Consider the following 19207-nt stretch of genomic DNA (forward strand, 5'->3'; position numbering starts at 1 on the left):
ATCCCCCACAAAGAGCCCGCGGGGGAGGAGGCTGCGCGTGCGGGGGGGCGGTGGGCGGGCCCCACGAACCCGAGGGCCGGCCCGCAGCGCAGCCACATCCGCGCGGTCTCCCCCACCCGTCCAGCCGGCACCAGCCCCCCAAAAGGCCCGAGTTCGTGGGAGGGCCCACCGCCCCCCCGCACGCGCAGCCTCCTCCCCCGCGGGCTCCGCAGCTATCGGTAGCGCCCGCCCCCTCGCCCCGCCGCCGGCCGCCCGCCCCCCTTGCCGCCCGCCGCCGGCCGCCCGCCCCCCTTGCCGCCTGCGCCGCGCCGGCTCGCCGGCCGCCCGGCCCGCGCCGGCTTCTCCTCGGCCGCCTCGCGCGCCGCGCCGGCGTCCCCGTCCCCCTGCTGTGCCTTGAGCTGCCGGAGCTGATCGCGCAGCCGCGCCGCCTTCTCGAACTCGAGGTTCTCCGCCGCCGCGAACATCTCCTGCCGGAGCGCGTCGATCTGGTCGACCAGATCCATCTCGGCGCGCGCCGCCTCGGCCGCGGGCTTCGCCGGGCCCTTCGGGACGGCGTAGTAGTCGCGCGTGCCCGAGGTGGGCGACAGGTCGAGGATCGCCTTCTTCACCGTGGCCGGCGTGATGCCGTGCTCCTTGTTGTACGCCTCCTGGATCGCGCGCCGCCGGTCCGTCTCGTCCATGGCGCGCTTCATCGCTTCGGTGATGCGATCGGCGTACATCACGACCTCGCCGTTCACGTTGCGGGCGGCGCGGCCGATCGTCTGGATGAGCGAGCGCGGGCTCCGGAGGAAGCCCTCCTTGTCGGCGTCGAGGATGGCGACCAGCGACACCTCGGGCAGATCGAGCCCCTCGCGCAGCAGGTTGATGCCGACCAGCACGTCGAACTCGCCGCGCCGGAGATCGCGGAGGATCTCCACGCGCTGGAGCGTGTCGACGTCCGAGTGGAGGTAGCGGACCCGGATGCCGAGCTCCGTGTAGTACTCGGTCAGATCCTCGGCCATCCGCTTGGTCAGCGTCGTGACGAGCACGCGATCGCCGCGGCCGACCCGCTCCCGGATGCGCGCGAGCAGGTCGTCGACTTGACCGGACACCGGGCGGATGCGGATCTGCGGATCGATGAGCCCGGTCGGCCGGATGATCTGCTCCACGACCGAGCCGGCCGACTTCTGCAGCTCGTAGTCGCCGGGCGTCGCGCTCACGAAGAGGACCTGCGCGTAGTGTTGCTCGAACTCCTCGAACTTGAGCGGCCGGTTGTCGAGCGCGCTGGGGAGCCGGAACCCGTACTCGACGAGCGTCTCCTTCCGCGCCCGGTCGCCCCGGAACATCGCCCCGACCTGCGGGACGGTCTGGTGCGACTCGTCGATGATGAGGAGGAAGTCCTTCGGGAAATAGTCGATCAGCGTCGGCGGGGGCTCGCCGGCCTTCCGGCCCGAGAGGTGGCGCGAGTAGTTCTCGATGCCGTTGCAGAACCCCATCTGCTCCAGCATCTCGAGATCGTACATCGTGCGCTGCTCGATACGCTGCTTCTCGAGGAAGCGCACGGCCCTGTCGTAGAAGTCGATGCGCTCGCGCAGCTCCTCGCGGATCGCGTGGATCGCGAGCCTGAGCTGCTGCTGCTCGGTGACGTAGTGGGAGCCGGGGAAGACCGCGTAGCGATCGAGCTGGCCCACCACCTTGCCGCGGACCGGGTCGACCTCCTTGATGGCCTCGATCTCGTCGCCGAAGAACTCGACCCGGATCGCGAGCGCCTCCTCGTAGGCCGGGAAGATCTCGACGACATCGCCGCGGACGCGGAACGTCCCGCGGTGGAAATCGACGTCGTTCCGCGTGTACTGGATGTCGACGAGCCGCCGCAGGAGCTCGTCGCGGCGGATCTCGGTGCCGCGCTCGAGCTTGATCAGGAGCCCGTGGTAGCTCTCGGCCGAGCCGATGCCGTAGATGCAGCTCACGGAGGCGACGATGATCACGTCCGGCCGCGAGAGCAGCGCGTGCGTCGCCGCGTGGCGCATGCGGTCGATCGCGTCGTTGATGATCGCGTCCTTCTCGATGTACGTGTCGCTCGTCGGGACGTAGGCTTCGGGCTGGTAGTAGTCGTAGTAGCTGACGAAGTAGTGGACGGCGTTGTTGGGGAAGAGCTCCCGCATCTCGCCGTAGAGCTGGGCCGCCAGCGTCTTGTTCGGCGCCATGATGAGGGTCGGCTTTTGCAGCTTTTCGATCACCTTGGCGGCGGTGAACGTCTTCCCGCTGCCCGTGACGCCGAGGAGGACCTGGAAGGCCTCGCCCTGCTCGAAAGCGGAGCAGATCTCCTGGAGCGCGCGAGGCTGGTCACCGCACGGCTTGAATTCGGAGACGAGCTCGAAGTGTGTGGGCATGGAGCGGAGGACCCTAGTGCGGCGAGGCGCTCCTCGCAACCTCCGCGGCCGTCAACCCCCGGAGCGGGCTCCGCGCGCTCGTGGCATGAAGCGCGCTCGGTGCGCGCGCGCTGTGCTCGCTGTCGGCCGGGCCGAGCCGAGAGCGCTTGACGTCGGCGCGGGGCCATAGGATTCTGGGTGCTGTCGCGTCGTGGTGACGTGAGCCGAACGCGGAGGTCAGGTCATGAGTGCCAACACATCGCACACCCATTGCGCCGCCGCCGTCGTTTCCGCCGCGGCCGGCTGAGCTCGTCTCCACGTCTCCGCGACGTCGCCCGCGTGCCCTGAGGGGCGCGTGTGTGCCCTGAGCGCGTGCCCCTCGCAGGGATCTGCCCTGGCCGGGCGTGCCTTCCGGCGTGACGTCCTGATCGATCGACGAGCTCCGCTCCGCGGCGGCCCCGCGCGTGGAATGGCCGGCGCGTGCGCGCTTGTGCGCCGCCGCGCCCTGTCCGTCGATCGCCGCGCGCCGAGCTCGGGCGCGGCCGAACGCCATGGAGCGCTCGTCCGTCATGCAAACTCACCTCGATTCTCTCGTTGATCCGTCTTCGCAGCACGAAACGCAGCCTGATCTGGTCGGGCTTGGATGGACTCCCTTCTTCGCGAGCCAGCTCGCCTGTCTCAAGGACGCCGTGCAGCCTGCGCGCGTCGTCCTCGCCTCTGCGTCCAGGCACCACGTTCAGACCGCGGATGGCCCGCGCCTCGCGGTGGTCAGCGGTCGCCTCGCGCACGAGGCCGCGGATCGCGCGGCGCTCCCCACCGTCGGTGACTGGGTGGGGCTCAGGCCTGGCGACGGCGCCGGGCCTTCGTACATCGTGCACACGTTCGCGCGGAGCACGTGCCTGCGCCGCAAGGCCGCTGGGCCCACGGTGGAGGCCCAGGTGCTCGCGGCCAACATCGACAAGGTGTTCATCGTCACGTCGCTGAACGCCGACTTCAACCTGCGCCGCCTCGAGCGCTACATCGATGCCGTCCTCGACAGCGGTGCTCGTCCGGTCCTCGTGCTCAACAAGGCCGATGTCTGCCCGGATCCGGCGCGGTACATCGACGCGGCGCGGGACGTTGCCCCTGCCGCGCCGATCGCGCTCGTCAGCGCGCTCTCCGGCGCCGGCCTCGACGCGCTCCGCGCCGAGATCGGGGCAGGGGAGACCATCGCCCTCGTCGGCTCGTCCGGCGTGGGGAAGTCCGCGCTCAGCAATCGCCTGCTCGGCGCGGAGGTCCAGCTCGAGGGCGCGATCCGGGCGTCGGACGAGCGCGGCCGTCACACGACGGCTCACCGGGAGCTGTTCCTGATCCCTGGCGGTGGTCTCCTCATCGACACGCCGGGCATACGGGAGCTCGGCCTCTGGTCCGCTGGCGGCAGCGCCCCGGCCGGCTTCGACGACGTCGAGGCCCACGCCGCGGCCTGCCGCTTCCGGGACTGCGCGCACGACGGCGAGCCCGGTTGCGCCGTGCTCCGTGCCATCAAGAGCGGCGACCTCGATCCCGAGCGCCTCGGCGGCTACCTCAAGCTGGCTGCCGAGCGACGCCACCTCGCCGGGCAGCAGGACGTGCGCGCGAGGATCGAGGAGAAGCGGCGCTGGAAGCAGATCTCGAAGCAGATGCGCGCCAATCCGAAGCGATAAGCAGAGCCGCCCTCCCGCCCCCGCGGCCAGACCCCAGCGTCCCGGCCAGGCCGCGTAGACACCCCCAGCAAATCCCCCGCCTCCTCCCCCCGCCCGCCCGCGCGCCCCCTCGAAACCGCTCTTCCCATCCCTTGGAGAGAGCCCTCGGGAGGGGGTGTCGCGCGCGGGGCTGGCGGGGGAAGGGCCCCACGAACCCGAGCGCCGGCCCGCATCGAAGCCACTCGCCCCTGGTTCTCCCTCTCCCGTTCAGCCGGCCATAGCCACCACAAGGCGCGAGTTCGTGGGAAGGGCCCCCCGCCGGCCCCGCGCGCGACACCCCCTCCCGAGGGCTCCCCCGCCTCCTGAAGAGCCCTCTCCGTCCCGTGTCCCGTCAGATCCCGTATTGCCGGAGCTTCTTGTGGAGCCCCTCGCGCGTGATCCCGAGCGACTTGGCCGCGTTGGTCTTGTTGTTGTTGTGCCCGCGCAGCGCTTCCAGGAGGAAGAACTTCTCGACCGCGTCCATCATCTCCTTGAGCGACCCCTTCGGCGTCCCCGCCCGCGCGATGAGCCCCTCGACCTGCCGGATCCTCGGCGAGAGCAGCTCCGGCGTCCCGAACGCCCCCGGCTCCAGCTGGATGACGATCCGCTGCACCTCGTTCTGGAGCTCCCGGACGTTGCCCGGCCAGTCGTACGCGACCATGAGCTCCATCGCCTGCTGGCTGAACCCGCCGCAGGGCTTGCCGATCTCGTCCGCGTAGCGCTCCAGGAAGTGCGTCGCGAGCAGCGAGATGTCGTCGCGCCGCTCTCGCAGCGGCGGCAGGCGGATCGGGAAGACCTTGAGGCGGTAGTAGAGGTCCTCGCGGAACCGCCCCTTGGCCACCTCGTCCTCGAGGTTCCGGTTCGTCGCGGCGACGATGCGCACGTTGACGTGCTTCGGGCTCGTCGCGCCCACGGGGCGGATCTCGCCCTCCTGGAGCGCCCGGAGGAGCTTCGATTGCAGCGACAGCGGCGTCTCGGTGATCTCGTCGAGGAAGAGCGTGCCCCCGTCGGCGATCTCGAACAGCCCCTTCTTCTCCTCGGTGGCGCCCGTGAACGACCCCTTCTTGTGCCCGAACAGCTCGCTCTCCAGGAGGCTCTCGGCCAGCGCCGCGCAGTTCTGCGCGACGAACAGCTTGTCGCGGCGGCGGGAGCGGTAGTGGACGGCGGCGGCGATGAGCTCCTTGCCCGTGCCCGTCTCGCCCTCGATCAGCACCGTGACGCGCGTGTCGACCACCTTGTCGAGCTGCCCGATCACCTTGCGCATCGCGTCGCTGTTGCCGATGATGTCGACCGCGCCCCCGCCGCCGCCCCGGCGGCGCTCCTCGCGCCCCTTGAGGAAGCTGTTCTCCTTCTGGAGCCGCTCCTCCGCGAGCACGAGCCGCTTGATGAGCCGGGCGTTCGCCACCGCGAGCGAGGCGTTGGCGGCCAGCACGAGGAGCGTCTCCAGGTCGCCGGCGTTCAGCATCCCGGGCACGCTCCGGTTGTCGGCCTGGAGCACGCCGATGATCTCCTCGCCCTTCCAGAGCGGGACGGCGAGCGTGCTGCGGATCGACGCGCCCATCAGCGACTCGGACTGCCCGACCTCGATCGGCGCGTCGGCGGCCAGCACGGCCGCCCGCTCCTTGATCACCTTCCGGTACACGCTGCGCGTGATCGGGACCGGCCCTGCAGGCGGCCCCCCTTTGCCCGACGCGGACCGGACCCGCGTCAGCACCGGCACGAACGCCGCCGGCGCCGCGCCCGGCTCCTGGTCGTCGTCGCGCAGCACCACCGTGACGTGGGTCGAGCTCGGCACCAGCGCGAGCACCGCGTCGGCGATCTCGGCGAGCACCTCGTCGAGATCGGTCGCCGCGCCGATGCGCTTCTGCGCCGCGTACATCGCCGACAGCGCGCTCGGGTCGCGCTCGATCTTCGCCTCGGCAGGCTCGATCTCGTCGAGGCGGCGGATCGAGACGACCCGCGCGTCGTCGGCCTCCTCCGGGATCTTCACCACCATCCGGGTGACCGCGTCCCCGGAGCCGAGCTCGATGACGTCCCCCGTCTGGAGGGCGAGCGCGCTGCGCCCCGCGCCGAGCTCCAGCCGCTCGCCCCGCCGCGTCACGCTCGTGCCGTTCGTCGAGCGCAGATCCTCGAGGATCACCCCGTCGGCGCCGCTCACGATGCGCGCGTGCGCCCCGGAGACGTGGCGATCGTCGAGGACGACGCGGTTGTCCGACGAGCGCCCGAGCGTGATCAGCTCGCCCTGGAGCTCGAAGGTGCGCCCGGCAGCGAGACCCTGGGTTACCTCGAGCACGATCATGGTTCGTTCTTCAGCGGGGAAGACCCCGTGACAAGGGCCGGAGTAAACCGTCAAGACGGCGGAGACGCCAGGGAAAATCAGGCGCCGGGCGCGTCCGTGAAGCGTGGTGCGAGCGTCATGCGAGCTTTAGGCAAGCATCGCGCCCGGGTGGCGCCAATCAAGGAAAATCTGGAGCCAGGTGATGTGCCCGCCTGCGCGCTTCGTGCGCCCCGTGCGCCCCGACCGCGGACGGGGCGCACGGCGCTGCGGCGATCACTGCGCGCGGGCGGTGAGGCGGTAGATGACCGTCTTGAAGGGCGCGTTGCCGGCGATCTTCTCGGGATCCTTCGAGGCCTCGCCGTCGTCGACGATCTTCTGCAGCTTGGTCGCGACCTCGGCGTCGCCCTTCGGCGAGAGGGCGTCGATGACCGAGACCGAGACGAAGCGGACGGCCGCGTTCGAGACCTTCGGCATCGCGTCGATGATCTGCTGCCGGACCTCGGGGGTGCCGAGCACGCCCACCATGTAGGCGGACTTGATCCCCTGGAACTGCGTCTCCTTCGCCTGCGACGCCGGCTCGCCGAGCTTGCCGACGTAACACTCGAGCTTGGTACCGCAGGCCCCGAGCAGCTCCTTCGCGATCTTGATCTCCTTCTCCATCGACTTGCCGACCGTGCCGCCGCCGCTCGTGCGGGTGCCCGCGAGCCGGTCGACGTCGGCGATCTGGTCGGGCTTCATCAGCTTGAGCGCCGTCTGCAGCGAGACGTCGCGGATCTGCGCGACGTCGTCCTCCTCGCCGCGCGCCTCGAGGCCGGTCTTCACGAGCCACGGCACGAGGCTCGCGTCGAAGAAGTTGCTCGCCGCCTCGGCGAGCATCACCCGCGCGTTGATGCCGGCCGGCGGCATCTCGAGCCCCGCGGGCGTCTTCTCGTAGGCCGCCTGGAAGGCCGCGAGGGTCTCCGGCGTCCTGGGCACCTTGGTCAGCTCGCGCGCGATGATGGCGCGCGGCACGTCCTCGGCCTTCCCGAGCGCGGCGAGCAGCGGCTGCGCCGACTCCTGCCGGCCGATCGTCGCCAGGACGAGCGCGGCCGCCGCGACGTGGGCGGTCTCCGCGGCCTTCTTCTGCTCCGCGCTCGCCTTGTCGCCGGCGCCCTTCAGGTTCTCGACCTTCGAGTACTCGACGAGCTCCTTCTGGTCGCCCTGGAGCAGCGCGATCGTCGGCTGGATCGCGGGCTTGCCGATCTTCGTGAGCGCCAGGATGGCCGTCGTGGCCGCGTCCGCCTTGAACGGCGACAGCACCACCTTGAGCAGCGGCACGACCGCCTTCTCGCTGCGCTGCCACCCGAGCAGCTCCGCGGCGGTGATCTGCCAGAACAGCTCGTTCCGCATCGTGCCGACGTCCTTCGGGTCGTTGATCGGGCGCCCGATCATCGTGATGAGCCCGTCTTCCCAGGCCTTGCTGTTGATGTCGACCATCGCGTCGTGCACGTCGCGCGAGATCGTCGAGCCCTTGGGCTTGCCGTGCTGGAGCTTCGAGAAGACGGCCATGAGCGGCTCGGCGGCCTTCTCCGACTTCATCGCGCCGAGGCCGCGCACGGCCCAGCGGACGTCCTCCTCGGTGGACTCGGGCTTGTAGTCCTTGAGCGCCTTGATGAGGCAGGCCTCGCCGCGCGGGTCCCTCGTGTCGGAGATGAACTTGATGAGCTTCGAGTTCGTGCGCTCGTCGAGATCGCCGGCCACGCACTTCTGCGTCATCGGCTCGATGATCTTGTCGAGGAGCGGCTTCACGGTCGGGCCGTTCCGGTCCTTGTTGTCACGCGTCATCGCGTCTTCGAAGAACTGGACGAGCCGGTTGACGGAGGCGGTGAGCGTGGCCGGGTCGTCGAGCCGCTTGACGTGCGTCTCGGGGTCGTTCTCGTCGCCGCATCCGACGATGACCCCCGCGGAGAGCGCCATCGACGACGCGGTGGCGGCCCCCAGGAGGAGCGAGCGAAGGAGCGGCAGGATGCTGCGTGCTGAGCGGGACATGGTGTTTCCTCCGGGACCTCGGTGATGCTGCCGGCCTGACCTCGCCGTCGCACGGTGCGCTTCAGGAGAGGCGGTCAGCGGCTAGCCTTCGTTAGCCTGAGGGGACGAAAGCGGACAAAAACAGCGCGCGGCAGGGGGCGCGGCCCCCCTTCGGCCACGACGTGGCGCCGCTCCGCCATGGAAACGGCGAAGCCGACGCTATTCGCCGTCAGAGAACGTGTCAACGCGAGCGCGGCGCCGAGACGAGCCGACGGATCCCCGTGGCGAAGAGCCGGTCGGGGATGACACGGCGCAGCGCGACGAGCGCCCGTGCGTCCCGGCCGACGAGGGTCCTGAAAGGCGGTGATGCGTCGTCGATGAGGCGGAGGATCGCGGCCGCGACCGGGGCGGGCGGCGGCGCCTTGGCGGCGTCCTTCAGGACGATCTGCTCGATCGCCCTGGTCATCGCGCCGTAAGGGCCGTCGAGCGAGACGTGGGCCCCGCGCCGCTGGTTCTCGTAGAAAATTTCGGTCTTGAAGGTCCCGGGCTCGACGAGGCAGACGTGGACGCCGAACGGGGCGACCTCCCAGCGCAGCGCCTCGCTGAAGCCCTCGACGGCGTGCTTCGTGGCCGCGTAGGCGCTCACGCCGGGGAGACCGACGAGCCCGGAGAGGCTCGAGACGTTGACGATGCGGCCGCGCCCCGCGCCGCGCATCGCCGGGAGCACCGCGCGCGTCACGGCCATCAGCCCGAAGACGTTGGTCTCGAACTGCGCCCGGACGTCGCCGTCCGCCTGCTCCTCGAAGGCGCCGCCGACCGCGATGCCGGCGTTGTTGACGAGGGCGTAGGCGGGGCCGTGCTTCTGGAGGATCTCCCGGACCCTGTCGGGCGCGCTCGCCGCGGCGACGTCGAGCTGCTCGATCTCGAGCGTGACGCCCCGCGCGCCGGCGGCGGCGAGGAGCGCGCCGGCCTTCTCGGGGCGGCGCATCGTGGCGATGACCCGGTGGCCCGCGGCCGCGCACGCGACCGCGGTCGCGAGGCCGATGCCGCTCGAGGAGCCGGTGACGAGGACGAGGTGACCCATGGCGAAGGGGCGCGAGTATAGGCGAAGCGCAGGACGGCGGGGGAGCGCGGGGCGCGCGGCATGTGCGGCGCGCGCGCCGCGTCGAAACGCCGCCGCCGCGCCGCCGGGGCGGGCGCTCAGCCGATGATCATCGCCTCGCTGAGGAGCCGGCCCTCCCTGAAGCGCCGCAGGTTCCAGCGGTCGAACAGGGGGAGAGAGGCGCCCTCGGCGATGTGCTGCGCGAGGAGCTTGCCCATGACGGGCGCGATCATGAAGCCGTGCCCCATGAACCCGGAAGCCTGGTAGAAGTGCTCGACCTCGTCGACCCCGCCCACGATCGGGTTCTGATCCGGGGTGAGATCGTAACAGCCGGCCCACTGCCGCAGCACCTTCACGCTGCCGAGGAGGGGGCACGCGGTGACGAGCGCCCGCGCGTACAGGGAGAGGAACTTGTGGCTCGACCCCATGTCGAGGCCGTCAGGGACGTCCTCGTTGGAGATGCCGCCCACGATCTCGCCGCGCATCGACTGGGAAAAATAGAGGCCGTTCGAGAGATCCGCGACGAGCGGGCCGAGCCAGGGCTTGAGCGGCTCGGTCGAGCAGATCTCGTGGCGGTGCGGGTGGTTCGGCAGCTCCACGCCGAGCATGCGCGCGACCTCGGGGCTCCACGCGCCGGCCGCGTTGACGACCTTGCTCGTCCGGATCTCGCCGCGATCGGTGACCACGGCGTCGATCCGCGCGCCCTGCGTGCGGAAGCCGAGGACGTTCGTGAAGGTGGCGATGTCGACGCCGAGCTTCTGCGCGCGCTCGGCGTAGCCCCAGACGAACGGCCAGGGGAACACGACGCCGTCGTCGGGGTTGTAGCTCGCCGCCACGACGCCGTCGGTCGAGAGCTGCGGCACGATCGCGCGCGCCTCGTTGGCGGTGAGCATCCGCGTCCCGAGGCCGCACGCGTTCTGCACGGCGACGCTCTTCTCGAGCGTCCGGCGGCCGGCCTCGCTGCGCACGAGGAAGAGGTAGCCGCCCTGCCGGAACCAGATGTTGATCTTCATCTCGCGGGCGAAATCCCGGCAGATGCGGATGCTCTCCTGCATGAGCCGGATGTTGCCCTCGCTCGAGAACTGCGCCCGGACCCCGCCGCCGTTGCGCCCGCTGGCGCCGCCGCAGAGGTAGCTCCGGTCGACGACGACGATGTCGGTGATGCCGTGGTGCCGCGCGAGGTTGTACGCGATCGCGAGGCCCATGATCCCCGCGCCGATGATGACGATCTCGGCCTGCCCCCGCATCGCGCCTCAGCCGAGCTCCGACCTCGCCGCGGCGACGACGGCGGCCTGGAGGGCGCCGTTCGAGGCGATGATGCCGCGGCCGAGCTTGAGCCCTGGGCCGTTGTAGTCGATGGGCGCGCCCGAGAGGTCGGTGAAGCTGCCGCCCGCCCCGAGGAGCACGGCTTCGGGCGCGCAGCTGTCCCAGAGCTTGGCGCCGCCGCCGCCGTGCACGTAGAGGTCGACCTCGCCGGTCGCGATCCGGGCGATCTTCACGCCGACCGAGCCGCAGGGGACGACCTTCGAGATGCCGAGCCGCGCGAGGAGCGGCTCGATCTCCTTCGGCCGGTGCGAGCGCGAGACGATGAGCGTCGCGTCGGCCGGAGCGCTCACCGCCGAGACCCGGAGCGGCCTGCGGCTGCCGTCCCTCGCCTCGAGGAAGGCGGCGCCGCCCTCGCCGGCGCGGCCGGCCAGCGCCTCGCCCGTCGTGGGCATCACCACGACGCCCAGCGCCGCGCGGCCGCGGTCCGCGAGCCCGATCATCACGGCGAACTCGCCGTTCCTGTCCGCGAACTCCCGCGTGCCGTCGAGCGGGTCGACGAAGAACACCCGCTCCTTCCCCAGGCGCGAGGCGAGCTCGTCGCCGCTCGGGACGCTCTCCTCGGCGAGGATCGCCTCGCCGGGGAAGGCGGCCTCGAGCGCGCTGCAGATGAGCGCGTTCGCCTCGCGGTCGGCGCGGGTCACCGGGTCGCCGGGGCCCTTCATCTCGACGGCGAACGGCGTCGCGTACACGTCCATCACGATCGCCGCCGCGGCGCGCGCGATGCGGACGATCTCGTCGAGCTCCCTGTCGTTCTGGTCCATCCTGCTCACACCTCGATCCCGGCCTGCCTGAGGCGCGCGGAGAGCTCCGTGAGCGCCGTGTCCTGGAGGTAGGGCGGCATGCCGGCCTCGCGGACGAGCTGGTCGAGCTGGGCGACCGAGCGGGGGCCGAGCACGGCGGACGAGACGACGCGGTTCGCGAGGACGAAGCGCAGGGCCGCCGAGCGGAGCGACGTGACGGCGCCCGTGACCAGCGGCCGGAGCGCGTCGAGCTGGCGGATGCGGGTCCTGAGCTCGTCGCGGGTCCACCGCTGGTGGCGGTGATCGTCGAGGTAGAACTCGCGATCGGTGCTCCACTGGCCGGCGAGCAGCCCGTGCGCGAGCACCGATCGGGCGAGGACGCCCGCGCCGGACTCGGAGACGTCGCCGGCGACGTCGTGGAGGTCGCCGGGGAAGAAGGCGTTGTAGGCGATCTCGATGACGTCGACCTCGTCGCGCAGCGCGGAGCGGGCGACGTCCGCGGAGCCGGCGCTCACGCCGTAGGCGCGGATCTTCCCGGCCTGCTTGAGGTCCTTCAGGAAGGCGAGGGCCTCCTTCGATTGCATCGCGGCCACGGTGGGGTTGTGGAGCAGGACGACGTCGACCACCTCGCGGGCGAGGCGCTCCTGCGACCGCTCGAACGCGGTGCGGAGGTGGGCCGGGTCGAACCGCTTCGTCGGAGGATCGCCGTCGCGAACGGTGCCGATCTTCGTGACGACGAACGTCGTGCCGGCGTCCTTGAGCCGCCTGCCGAGGCAGCGCTCCATCTCGCCGCGGCAGTAGACGTCGGCGGTGTCGAAGAGGTCGATGCCGACCGCGAGCGCGCGATCGATGACGCGATCGATCTCGACGTCGGCGATGGGACCGTAGCCGTCGCCGGAGAGTCCCCAGGTGCCTAGGGCGAGCTCCGAGACCTGAAGGGTCGTCTTGCCGAGGGGGCGCTTCCTCACGGGCGGCGATCTACACCAGCGCCGGGAGGGCGCCACGAAATAGGGGCGGAGCTCCGGGCACGGCGCGCCGCGTCGCGCGCCGCGCGCCGTGCCCGGAGCGGCGGCGTTGCCCCCGGGGCGGGCGTCCCCGTCGCGCCTCGGCGCGCGGTCGCGGGGCGCGTCCTCCGGGGCCTCACGCGCCGGCGCGGGCCGTCGGGCCGCCACGTACCTGCGCGCTCTGCCACGGAACGCTCCGTGCCAGGAGCCAGGGAAGGGGATTGATGCGGAAGCGCGCGGGGCGGCACCGCCGGGGGCAGGGTCTTCAGGTGACATGTCGAGTCGAGCCCTGCCGGTGGCCGACGAAGGGGGCTGGAGAGTATGGCGAAAGGGCCTAATGAGGCAGCGGCGGCCGAACCTGTCAGCGACCGGAGGTCGCGGCCGCCCGCGGCGAGCGCCTCTGCGCGGCGCGCGCTGGAGCTCGTCGCCGTCCGAGGCAAAGACGTGCTCGGCGTCCGCCATGTGCTCGCGGAGGGGCGCGCGCACATCGGAGACACGCCCGCGTCCATCGTGCGCGTGCCGTCGGCGGAGCTCGATAGAGCGGCCCCGGTCATCGCGGAGGTGATCGGCGCCCGCTACGTGCTGCACGTCCCGCGGCGGACGCGGGCGCGCCTCCATGGGGCCGACGGGCTCGCGCGCCTGTTGACGGGCCCGGCCGACATCGAGCTCCAGGAAGGAGACCGCGCCGTGATCGTGATCGGGGCCGTCCAGATCCGCGCGCAGATCGTGCCCATCGAGATCATCTCACGCCTGGGTGCGTCCGGCCTGCGCTGGATCGGCCTCCTCGGCGCCCTCTACCTCGTCGCGCTCGGCGTCTGCGCCGCCCTCGCGCCGCGCGACCGCGCCCGCCTCGACGAGGGGTCGATCCGCCGCGCGGTCGGCGAGGCCGCGGCGCAGCTGTGGGCAGAGCACGCCCCTGTGCCATGACGCGACGGCACCGCCGGGCGGGCCGTCACCGGCGGTGATGCCCGCGCGTCATGGAGTGGTATTCTCCGCCCTCCATGCGATTCAAGATCGTTCCGCCCCTCGCGGTTCAACTCCTGCTCTGCCCGCTCGCCGTCCTCGGCTGTGACGGCGCGTCCGCCGAGCACGAAGACCCGAGCAGCGAGCCGCGGGGCGGGATCCTGAGCCTGCCGTCCGGCTGGAGCTCCATCGCGCCGGGCGGCGAGACGACGTGCTCGCGCGGTGATCCTTTCAAGTACTTCGTCCGTCCGGGCACCGTCAATCGCCTCATCGTCGAGTTCCGGGGCGGCGGCGCGTGCTGGGACGCAACCACGTGCTCGTTCGCGGGAGCGCTCTTCCAGGAGACGGTCGGCGAGGACGCCCTGGCGACCGGGATCTACGATCATGAGAACCCGGACAACCCCTTCAAGGACTGGCACCATGTGTACATCCCCTATTGCACCGGGGACGTCCACTGGGGCGACAACGTGGCCACGTATGGGGAGGGGAGCCAGGCCGTCACCATCCAGCACAAGGGCGCCGTCAACGTCCGCGCGGCGCTCGGCTGGGTCTACGAGAACGTCCCCGCGCCGGAGAAGATCTTCGTGACGGGCTGCAGCGCGGGCGCGTACGGCGCCATCCTCTGGTCCGCGCACCTACGAGAGCACTACAAGAGCGCGTCGGTCATCGAGTTCGCCGACAGCGGGGCAGGGATCATCACGGAGACGTTCTTCAGGGACAGCCTTCCTTCCTGGAAGCCCGAGGGCGCTTATCCCACATGGATACCTGGCCTCGACCCGGCCCAGCTCGCGCGGCTGTCGGTGCTCTACGAGAAGATCGGCGCCCATTACCCCGACATGCGCCTGTCGCAGTACAACACCGCCTATGATGAGGACCAGGTCTTCTTCTTCAACGCGATGGGCGGCGGCGACGCCCAGGCGTGGTCAGACGCCATGAGGGCGGAGATCGCCGAAATCGAGGCGTCGACGCCGAACTTCAGGTCGTTCCTTGCCGCCGGCTCCGCGCACTGCATCCTCTGGCGGCCGGAATTTTACACCCTCGAGTCGCGCGGAGCGCGCCTCGTGCAATGGCTCGACGGGCTCGCAAACGGTGCGCCGCCGCCGAGCGTCGCGTGCGACGCTTGCGGCTCGCCTTGAGCGTCGCCCGGGGGCGGGCGGCGCGGGGGCCGGGGCACCGGGGGGCGCGCTGGTCGGCGCCGGGCGGAGCGTGCGCGGGAGGGCGGGCGCAGGGGGCGTGGTCGCCCGCTCAGGCGTGCGCTGTTGCGGCGCCGGTTGACGCGCAGCCAGAGCTCTAGATTATGTCCGCCGCGAACGCGGGCGCGTGGGTGCATCCGCGGCGGCCCCGGAGGAAGAGCTCCGGGGGGAGTACAGAGGGATCCATGCGCACGCTTTGTATCGATATCGGCGGAACGGGGATCAAGGCCACCATCCTCGACGAGCAGGGGACTCCGATGACGGATCCCGTGCGCGTGTCGACGCCCCAGCCGGCCTCGCCGGACCCCATCCTCGACCTCATCGAGGAGATCGCCCGGGCGCAGGGGGAGTTCGACCGCGTCTCGATCGGCTTCCCCGGGGTGGTGATGGAGAACGTGACCAAGACGGCGCCGCACCTCGACAACGAGAAGTGGAAGGGCTACCCGCTCGGCGAGGCCGTCGAGCGCCGCCTCGGCAAGCCTGTCCGCGTCGCCAACGACGCGGGCATCCAGGGGCTCGCCGTCATCGAGGGCAAGGGGCTCGAGATGGTGCTCACCTTCGGCACGGGGCTCGGCTGCGCGCTGTACATCGACGGCCGCTACGTGCCGAACCTCGAGCTCGGGCACCATCCGTACGGAAAGAGGGACCTGAAGTACGAGGACCGCGTGTTCGACGCCGAGTGCAAGCGCATCGGCCCGAGGCGCTGGAACAAGCGCGTGCGCAAGATGATCGAGCAGGTCGAGCCGATCTTCAATTACCGCAAGCTCTACCTCGGCGGCGGCAACGCGCGACTGCTCGACGCCTCGCGGCTGCCCGAGAACGTCGTCGTGGTGGACAACGTCGCTGGCCTGCTCGGCGGAATCAAGCTCTGGGCCTAGAGCGACGGTCACCCGCTTCGGATACGGGCCCACCTCGACGTTTTCGGTGCTCAGCGCACCGGAGTGCGCTTGCGCGCCGAAAACGCCGATCTGGGCCCGTCTCCTGTGCGGGAGACCGCCGCTCTGATCGGCATGGTGCAGAGGTGGGCGGAAGCCGTTGTCGCCAAGGGCGGCCGCGCGCCCGTGCGCTGGCGGGGAGGCCGGCCTGGGGCGGGCCTGCGCGGGCGTGGGTCGCGCCGGTTCCCAAGCGGGCGTGGCCGTCGTACCCTGCTTCGATGAACTCGCCCGACGCACCGAAGCCCGACGCACCGCCCGCGGCCAATCCAGCGGCGGACGCTGATCTCGATCCGTTTCGCCTCCAGTCGCCGGAGACGCTCGCGAACCCGTACCCCGTGTACGCCAGGTTGCGCCAGGAAGCGCCCGTGTACTTCAGCGCGGCTTACAACGGCTGGCTCATCACCCGCTACGACCAGGTCGCGGCGGGCTTTCGTGACCCGCGCCTGTCGGCGAAGCGCTCCAGCGCCTTCGTGACGAAGCTGCCTGACGAGGTGCGGCAGCGGCTGGAGCCCTTGCGCCGCAACCTGGCGTCGTGGGCCTTGCTGCTCGATCCGCCGGAGCACACGCGCATCCGCTCGCTGATCAACAAGGCGTTCGTGCCGCGGCTCGTCGAGGGGTTGCGTTCCCGGGTGGAGACGCTGGTCAACGAGCTGCTCGACGCGGTCGCCCCGGCGGGCCGGATGGACGTCCTCCGCGATCTCGGCGACCTCTTGCCGCTGCTCGTGATCGGCGAGGTGCTCGGTGTACCCGTCGAGGACCGGCACCGGCTGAAGGGCTGGTCCAACGCGCTCGGCGGCTTCCTCGGCGCCGGCCGGCCGACGCTGGAGATCGCGGGGGGCGCGCTGAGCGCCGTGGCCGAGCTGGAGGACTATTTCCGCGGCGTGATCGCGGCCCGGCGGCAGAGCCCCGGCAACGACCTGCTCAGCCAGCTCATCCTCGCGGAGGAGCAGGGCGCGATCCTCGGCGAGCAGGAGCTGCTCTCGACGTGCTGCATGCTGCTCTTCGGCGGCCACGAGACGACGAAGAACCTCATCGGCAATGGCCTGCTCGCGCTCCTCCTCCACCGTTCCGAGCGCGAAGCGCTGCGCGGCACCCCGTCGCTGATCGGCCCGGCGGTGGAGGAGCTGCTCCGATACGACTCTCCGGTGCAGTGGATGAGCCGCGTCGCGCTCGACGACATCGAGCTCGACGGCGTGCGGATCCCGAAGGGCGATCGCGCCTTCCTGGTGCTCGGCGCGGCGAACCGCGATCCCGCGCAGTTCCCCGACCCCGACAAGCTCGACTTCCGCCGCACGGACATCCGTCACATCTCGCTCGGCCTGGGCGTCCATTACTGTGCCGGCTCCGCGCTCGCCCGGGTGGAGGCCCAGGCTGCCATCTCCACGTTCCTGCGCCGTTTCCCCGACGCCGAGCTCTCCCCTGGGCCGCTGACCTGGCGCATGAACCCCGGCATGCGCGGCCTCACCGCCATCCCGATAGAGCTAGGCCCGCAGAGCTCCGCCTCCTGACCCCTCCTGTCCAACTCCGAACCCTCGTCCCCCCACCCACCGGTTCCAATATGGAGCCGCCGGGGAGAGGGGAGGGGGCGCGCGGGGGCGAGGGGGAAGGGCCCCGCGGATCCGAGCGCCGGCCCGCTCCGCAGCCAGTCCCCCCAGATCTTCCTCTCCCGCACAGCCGGCCATAGCCACCACAAGGCGCGAGTCCGCGGGAAGGGCCCCCCTCGCCCCCGCGCGCCCCCTCCCCTCTCCCCGGCGGCCGTTGCGCCTGGTCCTGGTTCTAGCTGTTGAGCCGCATCCCCGGCGCCAGCTGCCCAGGCAGCGCCACCGCCGCCGCCTCCAGCCCCGCGACCGGATACGCGCAGTAGTCCGCCGCGTAATACGCGCTTGGCCGGTGGTTCCCGCTGCTCCCGACCCCACCGAACGGCGCGGCGCTCGACGCCCCCGTGAGCGGTTTGTTCCAGTTGACGATCCCCGCCCGGGATTCCCGCCAGAACCGCTCATAGAGCTCCCTGCGATCCGAGATCAACCCGGCCGCGAGCCCATAACGCGTGCGGTTGGCCAGCGAGAGCGCCTCATCGAAGCTCCCATACCGCTGCACCTGCAGGAGCGGCCCGAAATGCTCCTCGTCCGGTAGCTCCTTGATCGCCGACACATCGAGGATGCCGGGCGAGAGCAGCGCGGTCCCCTCCTCGAGCCGGCGCATCTCCAGCAGCACCTCGCCGCCGAGCGAGACCAGCCGTGCCTGCGCCGCGAGCAGCCGATCCGCCGCCGCGAGCGAGATCACCGCGCCCATGAACGGCTGCTCTGCGTCGTCGTACCTGCCCACCTTGAGCCGGGACGCCGCGTCGACGAGGCGCGCCACCAGCGCGTCGCCCTCCGGCGTCGCCGGCACGAGCAGCCGCCGCGCGCATGTACACCGCTGGCCCGCCGAGATGAAGGACGACTGAAGGATATGGTGGTTCGCCGCCTCGGTGTTCGCGACGTCCTGGACGACGAGCGGGTTGTTGCCGCCCATCTCCAGGGCGAGGATCTTCTCCGGCTGGCCCGCCAGCTGCCGGTGCAGCGCGTTGCCCGTGCCGGAGCTGCCTGTAAAGAAGAGGCCGTCGATGCCCGGGTGACCGGCGAGCGCGGCGCCTGTGCGCCTCCCCCCCTGGACCAGGCTGAGCACCCCGGCCGGGATGCCCGCCTCCTGCCAGAGCCGCGCGGTCTCCTCCGCGACCCTCGGCGTGAGCTCCGAGGGCTTGAACACCACGCAATTGCCCGCGATCAGGGCCGGGACGATGTGACCGTTCGGCAGGTGGCCCGGGAAGTTGTAGGGCCCGAGCACAGCGACCACGCCGTGCGGCCGGTGGCGCACCACGGCCATCGCGTCGCCCGCCTCGGCCTGACGCTCGCCCGTCCGCTCGCGCCAGGCCATCAGCGACACGTCGATCTTGCCGATCATCGTCTGGACCTCGGTGAGCGCCTCCCAGCGCGGCTTGCCCGTCTCCAGCCCGATCACGTCCGCGAGCCGCGCCTTGTGCTCGCCCAGGAGGCCGGCGAACCGCTTCACCAGCGCTGCCCGCCCCTCCAGGCCGCGATCGCGCCACGCAGCGAACGCGCCGCGCGCCGCCGTCACGGCCGCGTCGACCTGCTCCTCGCTCGCGGCGCGTCCCTCGAAGACGACCGCCTGCGTCACGGGGTTCCGGCTCGCGAACGGCTCGCCCGCGCCGATCACCCAGCTGCCGTCGATGAAATGGGTCGACATGGTCACCTCTCTGTCGCGGAGCTCCCCCCGCGGAACGCCACACGGGCTCAACAGGCCGTCCACCCAGTATGGTTTGCGTCCACCTCGCTCCGCCAGTGTGCATCGTACCAGAGGCCGGCGCCCCCCAGGGCTCGCGCGCCCCCGGACGGAACATCGCGCCGGCGACCGCCCAGGAAAGATGGGGCCGCTCGTCGCGCTCGCCAGGGCTTCGCCGCGTCCGGGGCGGCCACAACATCATGTGGTCCGGGGCGACCGAGCCCCAACCAGAGGGGTCCGCTCGGTCAGTTGCTCTCTTGGTGAGAATCCAGGAGCCGAGATCTCAATGCGCTTCGTGCTCGATCGTTCCGAGTTCGCTCGTGGCG

Annotated in this window: 13 protein-coding genes; 5 read left to right on the forward strand and 8 right to left on the reverse strand. The window is 71.3% G+C overall.

Annotated features, from left to right (window positions below):
* Window positions 1-212: 212 nt before the first annotated feature.
* Entirely contained in the window at window positions 213-2372 is a 2160-nt protein-coding gene (uvrB, locus tag WMF27_RS03690; protein WP_437943836.1) for an excinuclease ABC subunit UvrB, read from the reverse strand.
* 668 nt (window positions 2373-3040) lie between these two features.
* Here uvrB and rsgA point away from each other — a divergent pair.
* Window positions 3041-4033 carry a ribosome small subunit-dependent GTPase A gene (rsgA, locus tag WMF27_RS03695; RefSeq protein WP_437761637.1) on the forward strand — a complete coding sequence of 331 codons (993 nt, stop codon included), beginning with the start codon at window positions 3041-3043 and terminating at the stop codon, window positions 4031-4033.
* 370 nt (window positions 4034-4403) lie between these two features.
* On the opposite strand, the gene WMF27_RS03700 is transcribed toward rsgA, so the two are convergent.
* The 6 genes from WMF27_RS03700 to WMF27_RS03725 form a co-directional block, all read right to left on the reverse strand.
* Entirely contained in the window at window positions 4404-6350 is a 1947-nt protein-coding gene (locus WMF27_RS03700) for a sigma 54-interacting transcriptional regulator (RefSeq protein WP_437761636.1), read from the reverse strand.
* A 252-nt stretch (window positions 6351-6602) separates the two neighbouring features.
* Window positions 6603-8357 (reverse strand): hypothetical protein, encoded by a 1755-nt coding sequence (locus WMF27_RS03705; RefSeq protein WP_437761635.1) that lies wholly within the window; start codon window positions 8355-8357, stop codon window positions 6603-6605.
* A 220-nt stretch (window positions 8358-8577) separates the two neighbouring features.
* Complete coding sequence (locus tag WMF27_RS03710; protein ID WP_437761634.1) at window positions 8578-9420, reverse strand: SDR family oxidoreductase; 843 nt, start codon at window positions 9418-9420, stop codon at window positions 8578-8580.
* A 116-nt stretch (window positions 9421-9536) separates the two neighbouring features.
* Window positions 9537-10685, reverse strand: a complete 1149-nt coding sequence (locus tag WMF27_RS03715; protein WP_437761633.1) for an NAD(P)/FAD-dependent oxidoreductase — start codon at window positions 10683-10685, stop codon at window positions 9537-9539.
* 6 nt (window positions 10686-10691) lie between these two features.
* Window positions 10692-11525, reverse strand: a complete 834-nt coding sequence (locus WMF27_RS03720) for a 3'(2'),5'-bisphosphate nucleotidase CysQ family protein (RefSeq protein WP_437761632.1) — start codon at window positions 11523-11525, stop codon at window positions 10692-10694.
* A 5-nt stretch (window positions 11526-11530) separates the two neighbouring features.
* On the reverse strand, window positions 11531-12472 hold the full coding sequence (locus tag WMF27_RS03725) for an aldo/keto reductase (RefSeq protein WP_437761631.1): 942 nt from the start codon (window positions 12470-12472) through the stop codon (window positions 11531-11533).
* A 357-nt stretch (window positions 12473-12829) separates the two neighbouring features.
* Between WMF27_RS03725 and WMF27_RS03730 the strand changes: the two genes are divergently transcribed.
* The 4 genes from WMF27_RS03730 (at window position 12830) to WMF27_RS03745 (ending at window position 17107) form a co-directional block, all read left to right on the forward strand.
* Window positions 12830-13435, forward strand: coding sequence for a hypothetical protein (locus WMF27_RS03730; RefSeq protein WP_437761630.1), 606 nt, complete (start codon window positions 12830-12832; stop codon window positions 13433-13435).
* Between the two features lie 74 nt (window positions 13436-13509).
* Complete coding sequence (locus WMF27_RS03735) at window positions 13510-14607, forward strand: pectin acetylesterase-family hydrolase (protein WP_437761629.1); 1098 nt, start codon at window positions 13510-13512, stop codon at window positions 14605-14607.
* A 242-nt stretch (window positions 14608-14849) separates the two neighbouring features.
* Window positions 14850-15542, forward strand: a complete 693-nt coding sequence (locus WMF27_RS03740) for an ROK family protein (protein ID WP_437761628.1) — start codon at window positions 14850-14852, stop codon at window positions 15540-15542.
* A gap of 275 nt (window positions 15543-15817) precedes the next feature.
* The gene (locus WMF27_RS03745) at window positions 15818-17107 is read left to right on the forward strand and encodes a cytochrome P450 (RefSeq protein WP_437761627.1); all 1290 of its coding nucleotides are present in this window, start codon (window positions 15818-15820) and stop codon (window positions 17105-17107) included.
* Between the two features lie 268 nt (window positions 17108-17375).
* On the opposite strand, the gene astD is transcribed toward WMF27_RS03745, so the two are convergent.
* Window positions 17376-18845: a succinylglutamate-semialdehyde dehydrogenase gene (gene astD / locus WMF27_RS03750; RefSeq protein ID WP_437761626.1), complete on the reverse strand. Its 1470-nt coding sequence runs from the start codon at window positions 18843-18845 to the stop codon at window positions 17376-17378.
* Window positions 18846-19207: the final 362 nt, after the last annotated feature.

The organism is Sorangium sp. So ce281, assembly GCF_051527395.1.
GTDB classification, from domain to species: domain Bacteria; phylum Myxococcota_A; class Polyangia; order Polyangiales; family Polyangiaceae; genus Sorangium; species Sorangium cellulosum_B.

Excerpts from the sequence above, each read along its gene's own strand:
- WMF27_RS03740 (WP_437761628.1), top strand. The coding sequence starts at position 14,850 with ATGCGCACGCTTTGTATCGATATCGGCGGAACGGGGATCAAGGCCACC.
- WMF27_RS03730 (WP_437761630.1), top strand. The coding sequence starts at position 12,830 with ATGGCGAAAGGGCCTAATGAGGCAGCGGCGGCCGAACCTGTCAGCGAC.
- WMF27_RS03715 (WP_437761633.1), bottom strand. The coding sequence starts at position 10,685 with ATGCGGGGGCAGGCCGAGATCGTCATCATCGGCGCGGGGATCATGGGC.
- astD (WP_437761626.1), bottom strand. The coding sequence starts at position 18,845 with ATGTCGACCCATTTCATCGACGGCAGCTGGGTGATCGGCGCGGGCGAG.
- WMF27_RS03700 (WP_437761636.1), bottom strand. The coding sequence starts at position 6,350 with ATGATCGTGCTCGAGGTAACCCAGGGTCTCGCTGCCGGGCGCACCTTC.
- uvrB (WP_437943836.1), bottom strand. The coding sequence starts at position 2,372 with ATGCCCACACACTTCGAGCTCGTCTCCGAATTCAAGCCGTGCGGTGAC.
- WMF27_RS03735 (WP_437761629.1), top strand. The coding sequence starts at position 13,510 with ATGCGATTCAAGATCGTTCCGCCCCTCGCGGTTCAACTCCTGCTCTGC.
- WMF27_RS03710 (WP_437761634.1), bottom strand. The coding sequence starts at position 9,420 with ATGGGTCACCTCGTCCTCGTCACCGGCTCCTCGAGCGGCATCGGCCTC.
- WMF27_RS03720 (WP_437761632.1), bottom strand. The coding sequence starts at position 11,525 with ATGGACCAGAACGACAGGGAGCTCGACGAGATCGTCCGCATCGCGCGC.
- WMF27_RS03705 (WP_437761635.1), bottom strand. The coding sequence starts at position 8,357 with ATGTCCCGCTCAGCACGCAGCATCCTGCCGCTCCTTCGCTCGCTCCTC.
- WMF27_RS03745 (WP_437761627.1), top strand. The coding sequence starts at position 15,818 with ATGAACTCGCCCGACGCACCGAAGCCCGACGCACCGCCCGCGGCCAAT.